The organism is Propionibacterium acidifaciens (genome assembly GCF_003798325.1).
GTDB classification, from domain to species: Bacteria; Actinomycetota; Actinomycetes; order Propionibacteriales; family Propionibacteriaceae; genus Propionibacterium; species Propionibacterium acidifaciens.
Genome location: NZ_CP033719.1, coordinates 2,563,704 through 2,580,327, shown reverse-complemented (window position 1 = coordinate 2,580,327; position 16,624 = coordinate 2,563,704). Strand labels below are relative to the sequence as shown.

Here is a 16,624-nt window from a genome sequence, read left to right as displayed (position 1 = left end):
CTCACTTCATGGACAAATCGAGTGGGGTCGGCGTCCTCGACAAGGCGGCTCTCGTCCTCACGGCCCTCGAGCAGGGGCCGATGACGCTGGCCGAACTGGTGCAGTCGACGGGTCTGGCCCGTCCGACCGCCCACCGGCTGGCCGTCGCCCTCGAACACCACCGCCTCGTCGGGCGCGATCTGCAGGGCCGCTTCGTCCTGGGACCGCGCCTCGTCGAGCTCGCCGCCGCGGCCGGCGAGGACCGCCTGCTGGCGACCGCCGGCCCCATCCTCGCCCGGCTGCGCGACATCACCGGCGAGTCGGCACAACTCTACCGCCGTCAGGGCGATGTGCGCATCTGCGCCGCCGCGGCCGAGCGCCCCAGCGGCCTGCGCGACACGATCCCCGTCGGGGCCCAGCTCACGATGAACGCCGGCTCCGCGGCGCAGGTGCTGCTGGCCTGGGACGAGCCCGAGCGGATCAGCGCGGGACTGGCCAGCGCCAGCTTCTCGGCGGTCGCGCTCAACACGGTGCGCCGCCGCGGCTGGGCCCAGTCGGTCGGCGAGCGCGAGGCCGGCGTTGCCTCCGTCTCGGCCCCGGTCCGCTCCCCCGCCGGCAGGGTCATCGCCGCCGTCTCGGTCTCCGGGCCCATCGAGCGCCTCACCCGCCAGCCCGGCAGGCTGCACGCGCCGGCCGTCATCGCCGCCGGGGAGCGCCTCTCCGAGGTGCTGCGCCGCACCCGCGGGGACGAGTGAGCCGGGGGGCCCCGGCCCCGACCGTCCCCCGTCCCGGGAGGCGCCGCCCCGGGGGACGCTCCGGCGCAGCGGCCGGCGCCCCGCGGCCCGGGGCGCCGGAGCGCGCCCGTCACAGGACCGGCTCGTCGCTGAGCAGGCCCGCGACGAGGTGGTAGGCCTCGGGCAGGCTGGTGCCGTCGCTCCAGCCCATCTCGATGCCGAAGAGCTCGCGCACGAGGCCCACGACGTCCCCGCCGATCGATTCGACCGAGTGGATGAGCTGGCCGGGGTGCAGGCACGGGCGGCCGTCCAGGCGGGTGCAGCGCGCGCACAGCTCGCAGGAGCCGGCGAGCAGCGGCACCGAGCCCTCGTGCCGGGCGCGCAGGACGACGACGCGGTGCCTCAGGCGCCGCTTCTCGGCGGTGAACAGCTCCATGACCTGCGGGCGCAGCTCGTCGGGGTCGAGGCCGCTGCGGGGCTGGTCGGCCGTGAAGGCGAGGGTGCGGACGATGACGTGGAACCAGCGCCGGCTCCGCCACACGTCCATCGGATCGAAGTCGAACTCGGGGCAGGCCCAGGTGCGCCCGTGGGCGGGGCACTCGCGGCAGCACTCGAGGAAGCGCGGGACGTCGACGAAGCGCTCGACGAACTCGGGCGTGCCGATCGTGCGCCGTGCGTCCCGAACCGTGTGGGCCAGCATGGGGCCAGGCTAGTGGGCGCCGCCCCGGGCGGGGCCGGAGAGGGAAGAACCCGGCCGCTCGGGCCGGGTTCCCCACCTGGTAGCCCCGATCGGATTCGAACCGACGTTTCAGCCTTGAGAGGGCCGCGTGCTAGGCCGCTGCACAACGGGGCCAGGTCGATCTTCTGTTGTGCTGCAGGGCGCCGGAGCGGCCGGCCGGAGCAGCTCTGGCTGGGGTACCAGGACTCGAACCTGGACTGACGGAACCAGAATCCGTTGGGCTGCCAATTACCCCATACCCCACAGGCCTGGACGGGCGGACCCGCGCCGGCAACGGATTGGAACTCTAGTGTATGGGGCCCCCGAGAATCAAACCGGGCCCGGCCCGGTCGTCCGGCGCCGCCCCAGCAGGCGCGCCGCGAGCACCGCCAGGGCGCCGCACAGGGCGTAGGCGACGAGGTTGGGGGCGGTCGTCGACCAGGTGCTCTCGTCGATGAGGCGGGTCTGGCTCACCGTGCCGGCGGCGACGGCGTAACAGAAGCTGCTCACGTTGTTGGCCGCATGGACGGCGATCGAGGCCTCCAGCCCGCCGGTCGCCACGACGACGGCCCCGGCCACCAGGCCGAAGCCGAGCCGGTCGATGAACAGGGCCGCGTTCTGGGTGCCGTGCATGAGGGCGAAGACGAGGGCGCTCGCGCCGACGGCGGCCCAGGTGCGGCCGGTGAGCGCACCGACGGCCTGCTGCACGTAGCCGCGGAAGAGGAACTCCTCCCCCGCGGCCTGCAGGGGCGAGGTGAGCAGCACCAGGAGCACCCAGATCCAGGCGTGCTCCGGAGGGCCGGAGCCCCCGGACCGGTCGGCGCCGCCGAGCAGGTAGACGGCGTTGAGGACGACGAAGCCGATGACCAGGCAGCACCCGAGCAGCCCCGGGCGCAGACGCCCCTCCACGGAGCAGGTCCAGCCCGGCGCCCGCCCGTTGAGCCATCGGGCGACGGCCAGCACGACGAGGACGACCGAGGCGAGCGCCAGGTCGACGACGGCGACGCCCTCGACGACGCCGTAGGAGGCGACGAGGGCGTAGCCGTCGGAGAAGGAGCCGTGGCGCCCCCGGGCGAGCCACGAGACGGCGGCGCCGGCGTCCATGAGCAGCGTCGTGACGACGAGGTAGCCGAGGGCGACGAGGACGAGGCCGAGCGCGGCGCGGCTGCGGAAGGGGCCCGAGGCGTCGGTGAGGAGCCCGGTGTAGCCGACGTTCGGCAGGGGCCGCGCGGGCGGGGCCCCGACGAGGGGCCGGGGAGCGGGCCGCGCGGGCGGGCGGGGCCCGGGGGCCGGTCCGGGCCGGGGGTTCGGGCGGGGGCGGGCCCGGCCACCGGAGGGCCGGGCCCGCTTCCTCGGGCTCCTGCTGCCGCTCACCGGGCAGCGGCCCCGTCCCCGGCGAAGCCGCCGTCGTCGGCGGCGTCGATGACCGGATTGGTGAGGGTGCCGATCGACTCGATCTCGACGCTGACCCGCTGGCCGGGCCCCATCGGCCCGACGCCGGCCGGCGTGCCGGTGAGGACGACGTCGCCGGGCAGCAGGGTCGTGAACTCGGAGATGTACGAGACGAGCCGGGCGATCGGATGGATCATGTCGGCGGTGCTGCCGTCCTGGCGCAGCTCGCCGTCGACGCGCGTGCGGATGCCGAGGCGCCCGGCGCCGTCCAGGTCGATGTGGGCGGCGATCCACGGGCCGAGCGGGCAGAAGGTGTCGAAGCCCTTGGCCCGGGTCCACTGGCTCTCGGCGCGCTGGATGTCGCGGGCGGTGACGTCGTTGGCGCAGGTGAAGCCGAGGACGACCTCGTCGACGCGCTCGACGGGCACCTTCCGGCAGATGCGCCCGATGACGACGGCGAGCTCGCCCTCGTGGTGGAGCTCGTGGGTCTCGACGGGCTTGACGATGGGCTCGTCGGGGCCGATGACGCTCGTGTTCGGCTTGAGGAAGAGCAGCGGCCGCTCGTCGACCTCGTCGCCCAGCTCGGCGGCGTGCTCGGCGTAGTTGCGGGCGACCGCGACGATCTTGCTGCGCGGGATCACCGGCGCGAGCAGGCGCACCTCGTCGAGCCGATGGCGCATCCCGGTGAAGGAGACGGGGCCGGCCAGCGGATCGCCGCTGATCGCGGCGACCGTGTCGGGGTGTTCCCCGCCGTCGGCCGCCAGTTCGACGATCCCGTAGGCCGGGTCGGCGCCGGCCGCGGCGAAACGAGCGATGCGCATGGGCCAAATCTAGCCCGTCGGCGGCGCCGCCCGGGGCCGCCGGTCAGAGCGCGTGCGGGGCGGTCGACCCGTACCCCTTGACCAGCCCGTAGAGGAAGGCCTCGACGAGGGCCTCCCAGCTGGCCTCGATGACGTTCTCGCCGACGCCGACGGTCGTCCAGGTGAGGCCCCCGCAGGCGGTGTCGATGCGCGCGCGCACCGTGGCGTCGGTGCCCCGCACCGCCCCGAGCAGGCGCACCCGGTAGTCGACGAGCTCGTAGGAGCGCACCTGCGGGTAGACGCCGCCGAGCGCGCGACGCAGCGCCTGGTCGAGGGCGTTGACCGGGCCGCTCCCCTCCCCCGCGCAGACCCGGTAGCTGCCGTCGGCGAGGAGCCTCACGACCGCCTCGGTGGGCGCCTCGGCGTCCGGGTCGTCGCCCTGCTGCTCGGTGAGGACCCACCAGCCCACGACGGTGAAGGGGCGCGCGGCGAGCTCCCCTCGCATCCGCTTGACGAGCAGCTCGAAGCTGGCGTCGGCGGCCTCGTAGGCGTAGCCGCGGGCCTCGCGCTCGCGCACGGCCTCGGCCACCTCCCCGGCGGTGGCCCGGTCGGCCAGGTCGAGGCCGAGCTGGGCCCCCTTGACCTGGATGTTGGCGCGTCCGGCCATGTCGGAGATGAGCATGCGCATGTCGTTGCCCACGCTGCGGGGGTCGACGTGCTGGTAGAGGTCGTTGTTGACCTTGACGGCGGCGGCGCGCAGGCCGCCCCGGTGGGCGAAGGCGGACTCGCCCACGTAGGGCTGGCGCGGGGCGACCGGCTGGGCGGTGATCTCACCGATGGCGCGCGCCGCATGGGTGAGCCCGCTCAGCTGCTCGGACGTGACGACCGGCCAGCCGTACTTGAGTTGCAGGTCGGGGATGAGGGTCGTCAGATCGGTGCTGCCGGCGCGCTCCCCGTAGCCGTTGACGGCGCCCTGGACGTGCACGGCGCCGGCGCCGAGGGCCGCCAACGAGTTCGCGACGGCGCAGCCGCTGTCGTTGTGGCACTGCACGCCAAGGTCGACGCCGAGGGATGCGGCGCCGGAGATCGCGTCGCCGATCCAGTCGGGCAGCATGCCGCCGTTCGTGTCGCACAGGACGACGGTGCGGGCGCCCGCCTCGGCCGCGGTGCGCACGACCTCGAGGGCGTACGCGGGATTGCGGACGAACCCGTCGAAGTAGTGCTCGGCGTCGACGATGACCCTCCTGCCCTCGGCGACGAGGTGGCGGACCGTCTGCGAGAGCATCATGAGGTTCTCGTCGAGGCTGGTGCGCAGCACCTGGCTCACGTGCAGGTCGTGGGCCGGCGCCGCGACGGTCACGAAGCGCGTCCCGGCCTCGCGCAGCGCCGCCACCTGCGGGTCGTCCGCCGCCGCGGCGCCCGGGCGGCGGATCGGGCCGAAGGCGACGAGGCTGGCGCTGCGCAGCGGCACGTGGGCGGCCTGCGCGAAGAACTCCTTGTCGAGAGGGGTCGCGCCGGGCGAACCGCCCTCGATGAAACCGACCCCCAGGGAGTCGATCTGACCGAGCATGCGGATCCTGTCGTGCACCGTGAGCGAGATGCCGGTCTGCCGGGCCCCGTCGCGCAGGGTGGTGTCGTACAGCTCCAGCGCGTCGGGGCGCAGCGGGATCATCGTCATGGCAGCTCGCTCATCGGGGCGGGGAGGGGGAAGGGCGTCGGGGTGCGCTCAGCGGACCCGCTGGGTCCAGCCGCGGGTGTCGTCGACCCGGCCGTACTGGATGTCGAGGAGCATGGTGCGCAGGGCGATCGTCCTGCCGCCGTCGGCGGGGACGGGCACCTCGTGGCGGCCCTCCTCGTTGGTGAGGGTGCCGATGGGCGTGATGACCGCCGCGGTGCCGCAGGCGAACATCTCGGTGATGGTGCCGTCGACGAGACCGGCGTAGACCTCGGCGATGTCGATGGGCCGCTCGACCGGTTCGAGGCCGGCCTCGGGGGCCAGGGCGAGAAGGGAGTCGCGGGTGACGCCGGGCAGGATGTTGCCGTTGAGCGGCGGGGTGAGCAGCTCGCCGGCCCTCGTCACGACGCAGACGTTCATGCCGCCCAGTTCCTCGAGCCAGCGGTGCTCGGCGTTGTCGACGAACATGACCTGGTTGCAGCCCCTGTCGCGGGCCAGCTCCTGGGGCAGGAGGCTGGCGGCGTAGTTGCCGCCGCACTTCGCCTCGCCGGTGCCTCCGTTGGCGACACGGCTGTAATGCGACTCGACCCAGATGTCGACCGGGGCGACGCCGCCGGAGAAGTAGGCGCCGACCGGGGAGGCGATGACCGCGTAGCGCACGCCCCGGGACGGCCGGACCCCCAGGAAGGGCTCGCTCGCGACGGAGAAGGGGCGCAGGTAGAGGCTCTGCTCGTCGCCGGTGGGCACCCAGCGGGCATCGACGGAGACGAGCTCGCGCACGGAGTTCACGAAGTCCTCGACGGGGAGCTCGGGCAGCGCCAGGCGCGTGCACGAGTTGGCGAAGCGCCGGGCGTTGCGCTCGGGACGGAACAGCCAGACCGTGCCGTCGGCGCGGTGGTAGGCCTTGAGGCCCTCGAAGACCTCCTGGGCGTAGTGGAGGACGGCGCCGGCCGGCGACAGCACGTAGTCGGCGAAGGGCTCGATCCGGGCGTCGACCCAGCCCCTCTCGGAGTCCCAGTCGATGGCGGCCATGTGGTCGGTGAAGTGGACGCCGAACCCGGGATCCTCGTTGATCCTCGCGATGTCCTGCTCGCTCGTGGGAGCGGCCTTGAGCCGGGTGCTGAACGTGAGTGCCATGCCAGCAGACTAGCCCGCGCCGGGGCGGGCCCCGCCGCCGGTTCATCTGACGGCTGCCGGAACGGCGGGCCCCCGACGGCCGCCTCGGCGGATCCGCCCGGGCGTGATCGCCCCGATCCTGCGGGGGCGGACGCGGGACCGGCGACCGGGGCGGCGGATGAGACCGGCGCCGCCGCGGGGGACGCCGGCCCCTAGTGTTGGGCCCATGACGTCCGATCGTGCATCCATCGCGGTGATCCCCGGTGACGGCATCGGCCCCGAGGTCGTCGAGCAGGCCCTCGCGGTGCTCACCGCCGCCTGCGGCGAGCAGGCCTTCGAGTTCACCCACTACGACCTGGGCGCCCGGCACTGGCTCGAGACCGGCGAGGTCCTCGACGACGACACGCTGGCCCGGCTCGCCCGGCACGACGCGATCGTCCTCGGGGCCGTCGGCGCCGCCCCCGGCTCGGCGCAGGTGCCCTCGGGCCTGCTCGAACGCGGCCTGCTGCTGCGGCTGCGCTTCGCCTTCGACCAGGACGTCAACCTGCGGCCCTCGCGCCTGTATCCGGGGGTGCCCAGCCCCCTGGCCCCGGCCGTGCTCGACAGGGGCCCGATCGACTTCGTCGTCGTCCGCGAGGGCACCGAGGGCCTGTACGCCGGTAACGGCGGCGCTCTGCGCCGCGGGACCCCTCACGAGGTGGCCACCGAGGTCAGCGTCAACACGGCCTTCGGCGTCGAGCGCGTCGTGCGCTACGCCTTCGAGCTGGCCGCCACGCGCCGCGGCCGGGTCACGCTCGTGCACAAGCACAACGTGCTGGTCAACGCCGGCGGTCTGTGGCGGCGCATCGTCGACGAGGTGGCCGCGGACCACCCGGGCGTCGAGCACGACTACCTCCACGTGGACGCCGCGACGATCATGCTCGTCACCGACCCCCAGCGCTTCGACGTCATCGTCACCGACAATCTGTTCGGCGACATCCTCACCGACGAGGCGGGGGCGATCACCGGCGGCATCGGGCTGGCCCCCAGCGCCAACATCAACACGGCCGGGCGCTTCCCCTCGATGTTCGAGCCCGTGCACGGCTCGGCGCCCGACATCGCCGGCCGGGGCGTCGCCGACCCGACCGCGGCCATCAGCTCGATGGCGCTGCTGCTGCGCCACCTGGGCCGGGGCGCGGACGCCGACCGCGTCGATGCGGCCGTCAGCGCCGACATCGAGTCGAACCGCGGTACGGCGCGCTCCACCGGGCAGATCGGCGGGGCCATCGCTGCCGCGCTGCGGTGACCCGGCGCACGGCCCGGCGCGGGTTCTCTAGACTCGACTGACGTGAAGGACGTGGCCCCCGACAGCACGCTGACGCCCCGCCTCGCCGCCGCGTCCGACGACTGGGCCGGGCTCGACAGCGCGCAGTGGCTGGGCGCGGCGCTCGACCTCGTGCCCGACGACGTCGAGCGCCCCTGGGCGTGGCTCGCGCCGAACGGCGGACCAGCCGTGCTCGGCTGGGGCGAGACCGCGCGCTTCGAGGCCTCGGGGGCCGGCCCCGTCGCCTCGGCCTGGCGGCGCTTCCGCGACTGGGCCCGCGGGCACTGGAACGGCGCCGACGATCCGACGGCCCCCGGGGCCCAGGGGCCCGTCGCCCTCGGGTCCTTCCCGTTCGACCCGTCCCGGAACGGCTTCCTCGTCGTTCCGCGGGTCACGCTCGTCCGCGCCGCCGCCGGCGAGCCGACCAGACTCATCGCACCCGCAGGCGAGCCGGAACCGCGGTCCCCCGGCCGTACGCGCCAGGACGCGCCCCGCCTCGAGTTCACCACCGCGCCCGGCGCCGAGCGGGCCTGGGCGCGGGCCATCGACGCGCTCCGGGCCGTCCTGGCCGATCCGGAGCGCGCCGAGGAGAAGGTCGTCCTCGCCCGGGCCGTCGACGCGCGCGCCGACCGGCCGCTCGACCAGACGGGCGTGCTCGACTGGCTCGCACGGCGCTTCACCGGCTGCTGGGTCTACGCGGACGACGGTCTGGTGGGCGCCACCCCCGAGCTGCTCGTCGACGTGCACGAGGGGGTCTTCCGCTGCCGGATCCTGGCCGGCACCCGCAAGCCCGGGTGGACCCGGGAGCTGCTCACCGACCCGAAGGAGCAGCACGAGCACGCCCTGGCCGTCGCCTCGGTGACGGCCCACCTGGAGCGGGCCGGGCTGAGCGAGCCGCGGCTGCGCGGCCCCTACCTCCTGGAGCTGCCCAATGTGACGCACCTGGCCACCGACATCACGGCCCGGGTGGGCCCGGGGCGCAGCGCGGCCGATGTCGCGGACGTCCTCTACCCCACCGCCGCGATCTGCGGCACCCCGCGCGCCGAGGCGTTCGCCCGGATCATGGCCGTCGAGCACCTCGACCGCGGACGCTTCTCGGGCCCGGTCGGCTGGATGGGCGCCGACGGCTCCGGCCAGTGGGGCCTGGCCCTGCGCTGCGCCCAGTTCTCCCCGGGGTCCCGGCGGGCCCGGCTCTTCGCCGGCGCCGGCATCCTGCCCGACTCCCGCGCCGAGCTGGAGTGGGACGAGACGGACTCGAAGATGGCGCCGATGCGGCGGGCGCTGGCCCACGGGTGAGGCCGCGGGGCCGGGCCCCGTCAGCCCAGCAGCGGCACCTCGACGAGGGAGCAGCCGCGGACGGGCTCGGCCAGCAGCCGCGCGAGCTCCACGGCGCCGTCGACCACCCGGTGCACGGCCCCCACGGCGGCCGCCAGCGCGCCGAGGTCGACGGCCTGGGGCGTGGTGAACCAGCGGGCGAACATGGCCGGCTCGGCCGTGCGGGCGTGCTCGAGCCGGGAGAAGATCGCCCCGCCCTCGTCGTCGAGCACGAGGGCCTGCACGTCGGGCGCGGTCTCGTGGACCCCGTGCAGCAGGCCGAGCCCGTCGTGGACGGCGGTGAGGTCGCCCACGACGGCCCGCACCGGCCCGCCCAGCCCGATGCCGACCCCCACCGCGGTGGCGAGGGTGCCGTCGATACCGGCCAGCCCCCTGTTCGAGACGACGGTCGGGGCCCGGTCCGCCGGGCGGGCGCAGCGATCGAAGGAGCGGATGACGTCGGAGGCGCCGATCACCAGGGCCGGGGCCCCCGGCGCGCAGTGCGCGTCCCAGACGGCGGAGGCCACCGCATCCTTGCGGCCCGTCGCATCGCGGGGCCCGCGGACGCCGCGCCGGCCGGCGTCGGCCTCGCGCCAGGCCCGCAGCCAGCCGCCGGCCGGGCGCCGAACCGCCTCGACGGGCCCGGGCACCACCCGGGCGAGACCGGCGACGTCGGTCCAGCGCGAGCCGTCCGCGACGGCGACGATCCGGACGTCCGGGCGGGCCAGCAGCCGTGAGACGGGCCGCGACAGGGTCGGGTGGCCCAGCACGAGGACGGCCTCGATCCGTTCGGCCGGCCCTCCGTCCAGCAGCCGCTGGTAGTCGCACAGGGCGTTCGGGCCGAAGCGGGCGCCCGAGCCGGGCTCGGCGAGCAGGGGCCAGCCGCCCGCCCGGGCGAGCGCCTCGGCCCGGGGCCCGGCGCCGTCGCCGGCGACGACGACGGTGCGCTCGGGAAGGTCCAGGGGCGCGGGCGCGGGCTCCCGGCACTCGCCCGTGCGGGGCCGCGGACGGGCACCGGGCCGCCACGGCGAGCCGGGCACGAGCGGCTCGCGCAGCCCCACGTTGAGCTGGACCGGGCCCGGGTCGCCGCTCAGCGCGCCGCGGGCCAGCGTCAGCGCGCGGCTCACCGCGGCGTCGAGACGCTGGTCGGGGGGGAAGCCGGCGGGGATGTCGACGGCGTCGCGCACGGTGCGCCCGAAGATGCCGCTCTGCCGGGTCACCTGGTTCGCCCCGGTGCCCCACATCTCGTGCGGCCGGTCGGCGCTCACGACGACGAGCGGCGTCCCCGAGGCGTCCGCCTCGGCGACGGCCGGGTGCAGGTTCGCGACCGCCGTGCCGGAGGTCGTGACCACGGCGACGGGCTCGCAGCGTCCCTCCAGCCGGGCCGCCTTGGCGATGCCCAAGGCGATGAACGCGGCGTCGCGCTCGTCCAGGTGGACGCGCGCGTCGAGCCAGCCGGCCCGCTCCGCGGCGTCGAGCGCGTAGGCGAGGGGCGCGTCGCGCGATCCCGGGCAGTGGACGACGTGCCGGACCCCGGCCGCGACGAGGGCGCCCACGAGGCGCCGCGCGAGAAGGGTGGACTCGTTCTCGTCGGGCGCGCCCGGGGCGGCCGCTGCCCGCGCGGCGCTCACCGCAGCCTCCCGCACATCGCGTCGAGGCGCTCGGCCCACCGCGCGGCGAGGCCGCCGGGCAGCGCCTCGGCCGGGCCGACGGGCTCGTCGACCGAGGCCCGCACGACCGGGATCGCGCCGTCGGCGGGGAGGAGCGGGTGCGCGGTGACGTCGCCGTCGAGCAGCTCGACGGTCGCCAGACCGCAGGCGTGGTCGAGGGACGGCAGGGCGCCGGCGAGCTGCGCGGCGACCGAGATGCCGACGGAGCTGTCGAGGGCCGAGGAGACCACGGCGGCCAGCCCGGACCGCTCGACGACGTCGAGGGCGCGCAGCACGCCGCCGAGCGGTTGGGCCTTGACGACGACGACGTCGGCCGCCCCGGCCCGGGCGACGGCCAGCGGGTCCTCGGCCCTGCGCACCGACTCGTCGGCGGCGATCGGCACGCCCACCCGGGCGCGCACGGCGGCCAGCTCGGCCACGCCCGGGCAGGGCTGCTCGACGTACTCGAGGCCACCGGCCGCGGCGTCGAGCTCGGCGATGGCGGTCACCGCCTCCTCGACGCCCCAGGCGGCGTTCGCGTCGACCCGGATGCGACCGCCGGCGCCCAGCGCCGCGCGGACCGCCTCGACGCGGGCGCAGTCCTCGGCGATCCCGCTGCGGGGATCGGCGACCTTCACCTTGGCGGTCGTGCAGCCGCCCGAGGCGGCGACGAGGGCGGCGGCGTCCGCCGGGCCGACGACGGGGATCGTCACGTTGACCGGCACCCGTGCGCGCCGCGGGGCGGGCAGGACCGCCGTGGCCGCCTCGATGCCGGCGCGCAGCCAGGCGGCGGACTCGGCGGGCCCGTAGTCCCAGAACGGGGAGCACTCGCCCCAGCCGGCCGGGCCGTGCAGGAGAAGGCCGTCGCGCACGTCGATGCGACGGAAGCGGTGCCGCAGCGGCGCCCTGAAGACGAGCAGCTCGTCGACGCCCGCGCGCTCCAGCACCGGTGGGACGCGCAACCGGCCCAGTTCCATTCGTCCGCTCACGGGATCATGCTAGTGGTCGGCCCGCGACGGCTCACCGCCCGCGCCTGCGGCGCCGGCCGCCCCGCCGCGAGCCGGACGAGGAGGAGGGCGGACGCCTCTTCGCCGTCCACGGCCGCGCGCCGGCGCGCCCCGCGGCCCCGGACCCGGAGCCGCGCCGCCCCACGGGGCGCGACTCGACGAGCGGGTCGCGGGCCCACGGCGCCGGCGCCCGGGCGAACCCGTTGAGCACGGCGGCCAGGCGCATCGGGCGCTCCATGGCGTAGAGCTCCTCGAGCAGCAGCGGCCGCCCGTCGGGCCCTCCCAGCGGCACGCGCCAGTTCGGGTACTCGTCGGTCGTGCCGGGCTGGTTCTGGATGCGCTGCTCCCCCACCGCGTCGACGAGCGTGACGTTGAGCACCCTGCTCGGGGTGCGGGTGAGCATGCGGTACAGGCCGAGCACCTTGGCCTCGGTCTCGTCGGCCACGGACCCGTCGAGGGCCCCGGCGTCGCGCAGATAGGACATCCAGCGCTCCTGCTCCTCGTCGGCCGCCCGCTCCTCGGCCTCGAGCGACTCGGTGAGCAGACCCAGTTCGTGGCGCAGCCTCACGTGCGACTTGTCGAGGTAGCCCGCCGTCGGCGGCAGGTCATGGGTGTTGACCGAGGCCATCGTGTACTCGCGCCAGGACTCCATGGCCCGGGGCAGGCCGTCCTCCTCCTCGAACCACAGCACCGAGGTGCCGAGGATGCCGCGGCCCGCGAGGTACTCGCGCACCCAGGGCTCGACGGTGCCCAGGTCCTCGCCGATGACCATGGCCTGGGCGCGGTAGGCCTCGAGGGCGATGATGCCGATGAGGGCCTCGTGGTCGTAGCGCACGTAGGTTCCCTCGCGGGGGCCGCAGCCGGCGGGCACCCACCACAGGCGGAACATGCCGATGATGTGGTCCATGCGCATGCCGCCGGCGTGGCGCAGGCAGTTGCGCACCATCGTGCGGAAGGGCGCGTAGGCGAGGTCCTCGAGGCGGTCGGGGCGCCACGGCGGCTGCCCCCAGTCCTGGCCGAGCTGGTTGTAGGCGTCCGGCGGGGCCCCCACCGACACGCCCTCGGCGTAGACGTCCCGCATCATCCAGGCGTCCGCGCCGGCCGCGCTGACGCCCACCGCCATGTCGGTGATGATGCCCACCGACATGCCCGCGTCGAGCGCCGTCTGCTGGGCCCGGCCGGCCTGCACCGAGGCGATCCACTGCATCCAGCACTGGAAGTCGACCTCGTCGGCGTGCTCGGCGCGGAAGGCGTCCACCTGCGGCGACGTCGGTCGCTGGTACTCGGCCGGCCACAGGCGCCAGTCCCGCCCGAGCTCCTGGGTGAGCGCCGCCCAGATGGCGTAGTCGCGCAGCATGCGGCCCTCGCGGCGGCGGTAGGCCTCGAACATCATCTGCCGGTGGTCGTCGCGCCCGGCCGCCCAGATGATGCGCAGGACGCGGCGCTTGAGCGACCAACAGATGCCGCGCTCGATGCGCTCGGCGCCCCTCAGGCGCCCGGCGAGTTCCGCCTTGGCGTCCTCGACCCGGGTGCGATCGGTCTCGTCGAGCAGGGCGTACTCGGCGACCGCCTCGGGGCGGATGTACATCGGGTTGACGAACAGCCTGCTCGTCGGGAGATAGGGGCTGGGTTCCAGCGGCTCGACCGGCTCGGCCGCGTGCACCGGGTTGGTGAGGACGTAGTCGGCGTACTGCTGCGAGGCCGACCAGCCGGCCAGCGCGCCGAGGTCGTAGAAGTCGCCGATGCCCCACGAGTCGGCCGAGCGCACCGAGTAGAGCTGCACGGCGTAACCCCAGACGCGCCGGTCCCCCATGGAGCGGGGGAAGCCGAGGAAGGGCGGCGAGACGACGAGCGTCGTCTCCGCCCGCAGCTCGTCGGAGACCAGCTGGATGCGGTGGTAGCCCAGCGGCAGGTCGGCCGGCAGCTCGAAGCTCGCCTCGCCCACCATGCGCCCGTCGACGAGGCGCGCCGGTTCCCAGTTGTCGATCTGGGTCAGCTCGCGCAGCCGGCCGTCCTCGAGACGCACGCGGAGCCGGGCGGGACGGCCGTCCTCGACGTGCACGTCGACGCGCGAGGCGCCGCCCGCGCGCATGACGACGACCGGCGGCAGCGCGCGGCGCCACGGTCTGTCGGCCTGGACCCGGACCGCCTCGGCGGCGGCCTGCGGCGTCGCGGCGTCGACGCCGAGCGCCGCGAGCACCCTCACGACCGTCTCGCGGGTGACGTCGACGCGGTTGCCCTTCCAGTCCCAGAACTCGGTGGAGATGCCGAAGAGCTCGGCAAGACGATTCAACGCAGGGTCGCTCAGGGCCATGGGGCCACCCTAGCGAGCGTCCCTGCGGCGGGCGGGACAGGACCATTGACCGGCCGCGGCGCCGTGGGCGGGTCCCCGCTCTGCGCGGGTCACCGGCCGACGGCGCCCACGGGGCCGGGGCGCGGCTCAGGGCCGGGTCGAGATGACCTGCGTCCGGGCGAACCGGTCGTGGAGGGTCTGGCGCTTCCCGTTGGCCAGGCCGTAGATGATGTCGACCGTCTGGAACAGCGGCCCCAGGGGGCTGATGAGGGTCACCGGCACGAAGCCCACGAGAGTGGCGGCGTACCAGACGCCGTTGCGCAGGAGACTCGTGCTCCACGGCAGGGCGACCGGGCCCCGCCCGTGCTCGGCCGGCACGACGCGCAGGCCCATGGCCTGCTGGCCCAGGCTGGCGCCCCGGAAGCGCATGAGGAGCGTGAAGTAGGCGAAGCCGAGGAGCAGGGCGAGGACCCCGTAGACGTACCACTGGGCCGTGACCCCGTAGACGGGATCGGCCGGGCTGCTCGGGTAGTTCGTCGAGCCGCTCGAGACGGCGGACATGACGTCCTGCTCCCAGCGCAGCATCGCGTCGGTGATGTCGCCGAAGAAGACCTGGAGCACGACGACCTGGAGGACGGTCATCAGGACGCCGTCGATGAGGAGGGCGACGAACCGGGCGCCCCAGCCGCCGAGCCGCACCCCGTCGGCGGTGACGCGGCCGGTCGGGTACCCGAAGCCGGCCTGTGAGCGCCAGGGGTTCTGGTAGTCGCCCTGCTGGGGCCGGGGACACCCGCCGGGCTGGGGGGCGTAGCCGCCGTAGGGGGGCCGGCCCTGGCCGTACGGGTCGTACGGGGACTGGTCCTGGCCGTACGGGGGCTGGGCGGGCGCCGGGGCGGCGGCCGGGTCGGGGCGCGTCTGGTGCGTCCACCGGGCGCCGTCCCAGAAGCGCTGGCCGGTGCCCTGCGGGTGCGGGTCCGCGTACCAGCCGGCCGGGGGCAGCTGCTGGGCGGACTGCGGTCCGCCGGCACCGCCGCTCAGCGGATCGCCCGTCCGCTGATCGCCGGGATCGGGGTTCGGGCTGTGGTCATTGCGGGGATCTTCGTTCACGCCCTCAAGGATGCCATGCCGCGGCGCCCCGCCGCCGGAACGGCGCGGACCGCTCAGGCCGGGTCGTGCACGGGCCCGATGCGCAGCGCCGCGACGAGGCCGACGACGGCGGCGGCCGTCGTCACGGCGAGCACCCGGCCGAAGACGACGGGCCAGTGGCCGCCGCCCGCGCCGAGTGCGTAGGCCGAGCCGGCGATGCCGGTGATGAGAGAGGTGAGCATGCCCTCGGAGACCTGGAGCGAGGAGGTGTGCCGGCCGAGCGCCGCCGGCTCCGACAGGGCCATGACGGCCAGCGAGGTGCTCGACACGATGAGGCCCATGCCGAAACCGCCCGTGCCGTAGCCGAGGACGAGCACGGGGACCGGAAGGGCCGGCACGAGGACGCACACGAGCATGAGCGCGATGCCGGCCGCGCACAGCCGGGCGCCGAGGACGATGATCCGGTCGCGGCGCAGCCTGCCCCGCAGCCACGGTCGGGACTGGGCCCATGCGCTGATGGCCCAGGCGATCGAGCCGGTGCACAGGATGAGGCTCGCGCGACCCAGGGCGATGGCGTGCTCCTGGGTGAGGATGAGCAGCAGATAGGTCTCGGACGCGATGAAGGCGCCGTTCCCGAGGCCGCGGGTGACCATGACCGAGGGCAGCCCCCTGCCCAGGCTCAGGAAGCCGGCCGGCATGAGCGCGGGGATCGCCAGGCGCAGCAGGACGACGGCCACGAGCGCGACGACGAGCGCCATGAGGTCGAGGCGGTGCCCGGCGTACTGGATCATCGCGGCCCCGGCCGCCGCGACGCCGGCCGCCCACAGCGGCACCGGCGCGTCGCCGGAGCCGTCGTCCGAGCCGATGGCGGCGAGGTCCCGCCCGCGCACCCGCTTCAGCGGCGCCCAGCTGACGCCGAGGGCGAAGACGACGACGGGCAGCAGGCCCCAGAAGACCCAGTACCAGCCGAGGCGCTCGGTGACGAGGGCCGCGACCGGTGGGCCGATGACGCTGGGCAGCACCCAGCAGAACGAGAAGGCCGACATCATCGCCGGCCTGCGGTCGTCGTCGAAGACCCGGCCGATGAGCACCATGAGGGAGACACTGGCGAGGCCGGCGCCGAGGCCCTGCACGGCGCGCATGGCCAGCAGCATGCCCATGGACACGGAGGAGCCCGCACCGACGAGGCCGAGCGCGAAAACGGCCATCCCGCAGATCATCGGGGGGGCCGAACCGATCCGGTCGCACAGGCGCCCACCGACGACGATGGCCATCACCTGGAAGATCATGAAGGTCGTGAACGCCCAGTCGTACAGGTCCATGCGCCCGAACCGTGCGGCAGCGGACGGCATGGCGGTCAGCGTGCCGTAGCTCTCGAACGCGGTGGCGAGGACGGCCGTGAGGATGCCGATGACGAGCAGCCGGCTCGCGCCGGGGCCCGTCGGATCGGGGGTTCCGGTGGTCATGGCAGCCCATCACATCACAGCGCCCCACCGGGGCCCATCCCCCGGACCGCGATCCGGGGGATGGGCCCCGCGACCCTTGCCGGGGTGTGGGA

General features: G+C 75.2%; 12 protein-coding genes, 2 tRNA genes and 1 pseudogene. 3 read left to right on the top strand and 12 right to left on the bottom strand.

The features are described from left to right. Positions 1-8 precede the first annotated feature (8 nt). A complete protein-coding gene (locus EGX94_RS11055) occupies positions 9-734 on the top strand; it encodes an IclR family transcriptional regulator (RefSeq protein WP_021797735.1) in 726 nt (241 codons plus the stop codon). A gap of 109 nt (positions 735-843) precedes the next feature. On the opposite strand, the gene EGX94_RS11050 is transcribed toward EGX94_RS11055, so the two are convergent. The 7 genes from EGX94_RS11050 to EGX94_RS11020 all read right to left on the bottom strand — a co-directional run bounded on the left by EGX94_RS11050 (position 844) and on the right by EGX94_RS11020 (position 6,435). Continuing rightward, positions 844-1,413, bottom strand: a complete 570-nt coding sequence (locus EGX94_RS11050; RefSeq protein ID WP_021797180.1) for a DUF2284 domain-containing protein — start codon at positions 1,411-1,413, stop codon at positions 844-846. 77 nt (positions 1,414-1,490) lie between these two features. Then, positions 1,491-1,566, bottom strand: a tRNA-Glu gene (locus tag EGX94_RS11045). A gap of 54 nt (positions 1,567-1,620) precedes the next feature. Then, positions 1,621-1,695 (bottom strand) — tRNA-Gln (locus EGX94_RS11040). A gap of 66 nt (positions 1,696-1,761) precedes the next feature. Further along, entirely contained in the window at positions 1,762-2,805 is a 1,044-nt protein-coding gene (locus tag EGX94_RS11035; RefSeq protein WP_123826313.1) for a CPBP family intramembrane glutamic endopeptidase, read from the bottom strand. Beyond that, positions 2,802-3,644 carry a fumarylacetoacetate hydrolase family protein gene (locus EGX94_RS11030; RefSeq protein ID WP_021796081.1) on the bottom strand — a complete coding sequence of 281 codons (843 nt, stop codon included), beginning with the start codon at positions 3,642-3,644 and terminating at the stop codon, positions 2,802-2,804. The genes EGX94_RS11035 and EGX94_RS11030 overlap by 4 nt, the downstream gene beginning before the upstream one ends. Positions 3,645-3,687: 43 nt before the next feature. Next, positions 3,688-5,301, bottom strand: coding sequence for a citramalate synthase (gene cimA, locus EGX94_RS11025; RefSeq protein ID WP_043150611.1), 1,614 nt, complete (start codon positions 5,299-5,301; stop codon positions 3,688-3,690). 48 nt (positions 5,302-5,349) lie between these two features. After that, on the bottom strand, positions 5,350-6,435 hold the full coding sequence (locus EGX94_RS11020) for a branched-chain amino acid aminotransferase (RefSeq protein ID WP_021796609.1): 1,086 nt from the start codon (positions 6,433-6,435) through the stop codon (positions 5,350-5,352). 205 nt (positions 6,436-6,640) lie between these two features. Between EGX94_RS11020 and EGX94_RS11015 the strand changes: the two genes are divergently transcribed. Both EGX94_RS11015 and EGX94_RS11010 read left to right on the top strand, forming a co-directional pair. Next, a complete protein-coding gene (locus EGX94_RS11015) occupies positions 6,641-7,699 on the top strand; it encodes a 3-isopropylmalate dehydrogenase (RefSeq protein ID WP_028706772.1) in 1,059 nt (352 codons plus the stop codon). A gap of 51 nt (positions 7,700-7,750) precedes the next feature. Beyond that, a complete protein-coding gene (locus tag EGX94_RS11010; protein WP_404825155.1) occupies positions 7,751-9,013 on the top strand; it encodes an isochorismate synthase in 1,263 nt (420 codons plus the stop codon). Between the two features lie 20 nt (positions 9,014-9,033). On the opposite strand, the gene menD is transcribed toward EGX94_RS11010, so the two are convergent. From menD to EGX94_RS10985, 5 genes and pseudogenes are all read right to left on the bottom strand, one after another. Next, positions 9,034-10,662 (bottom strand): 2-succinyl-5-enolpyruvyl-6-hydroxy-3-cyclohexene-1-carboxylic-acid synthase, encoded by a 1,629-nt coding sequence (menD, locus tag EGX94_RS11005; protein WP_226906026.1) that lies wholly within the window; start codon positions 10,660-10,662, stop codon positions 9,034-9,036. After that, entirely contained in the window at positions 10,659-11,657 is a 999-nt protein-coding gene (locus EGX94_RS11000; protein ID WP_226906101.1) for an o-succinylbenzoate synthase, read from the bottom strand. Before EGX94_RS11000 ends, menD begins: the two co-directional genes overlap by 4 nt. A 232-nt stretch (positions 11,658-11,889) precedes the next feature. Then, a pseudogene (malQ, locus tag EGX94_RS10995) lies at positions 11,890-14,001 on the bottom strand (4-alpha-glucanotransferase); the annotation flags it as partial. A gap of 126 nt (positions 14,002-14,127) precedes the next feature. Next, positions 14,128-15,087 carry an RDD family protein gene (locus tag EGX94_RS10990; protein WP_021798271.1) on the bottom strand — a complete coding sequence of 320 codons (960 nt, stop codon included), beginning with the start codon at positions 15,085-15,087 and terminating at the stop codon, positions 14,128-14,130. 53 nt (positions 15,088-15,140) lie between these two features. Continuing rightward, a complete protein-coding gene (locus tag EGX94_RS10985) occupies positions 15,141-16,532 on the bottom strand; it encodes an MFS transporter (RefSeq protein ID WP_021798269.1) in 1,392 nt (463 codons plus the stop codon). Between the last annotated feature and the right edge of the window lie 92 nt (positions 16,533-16,624).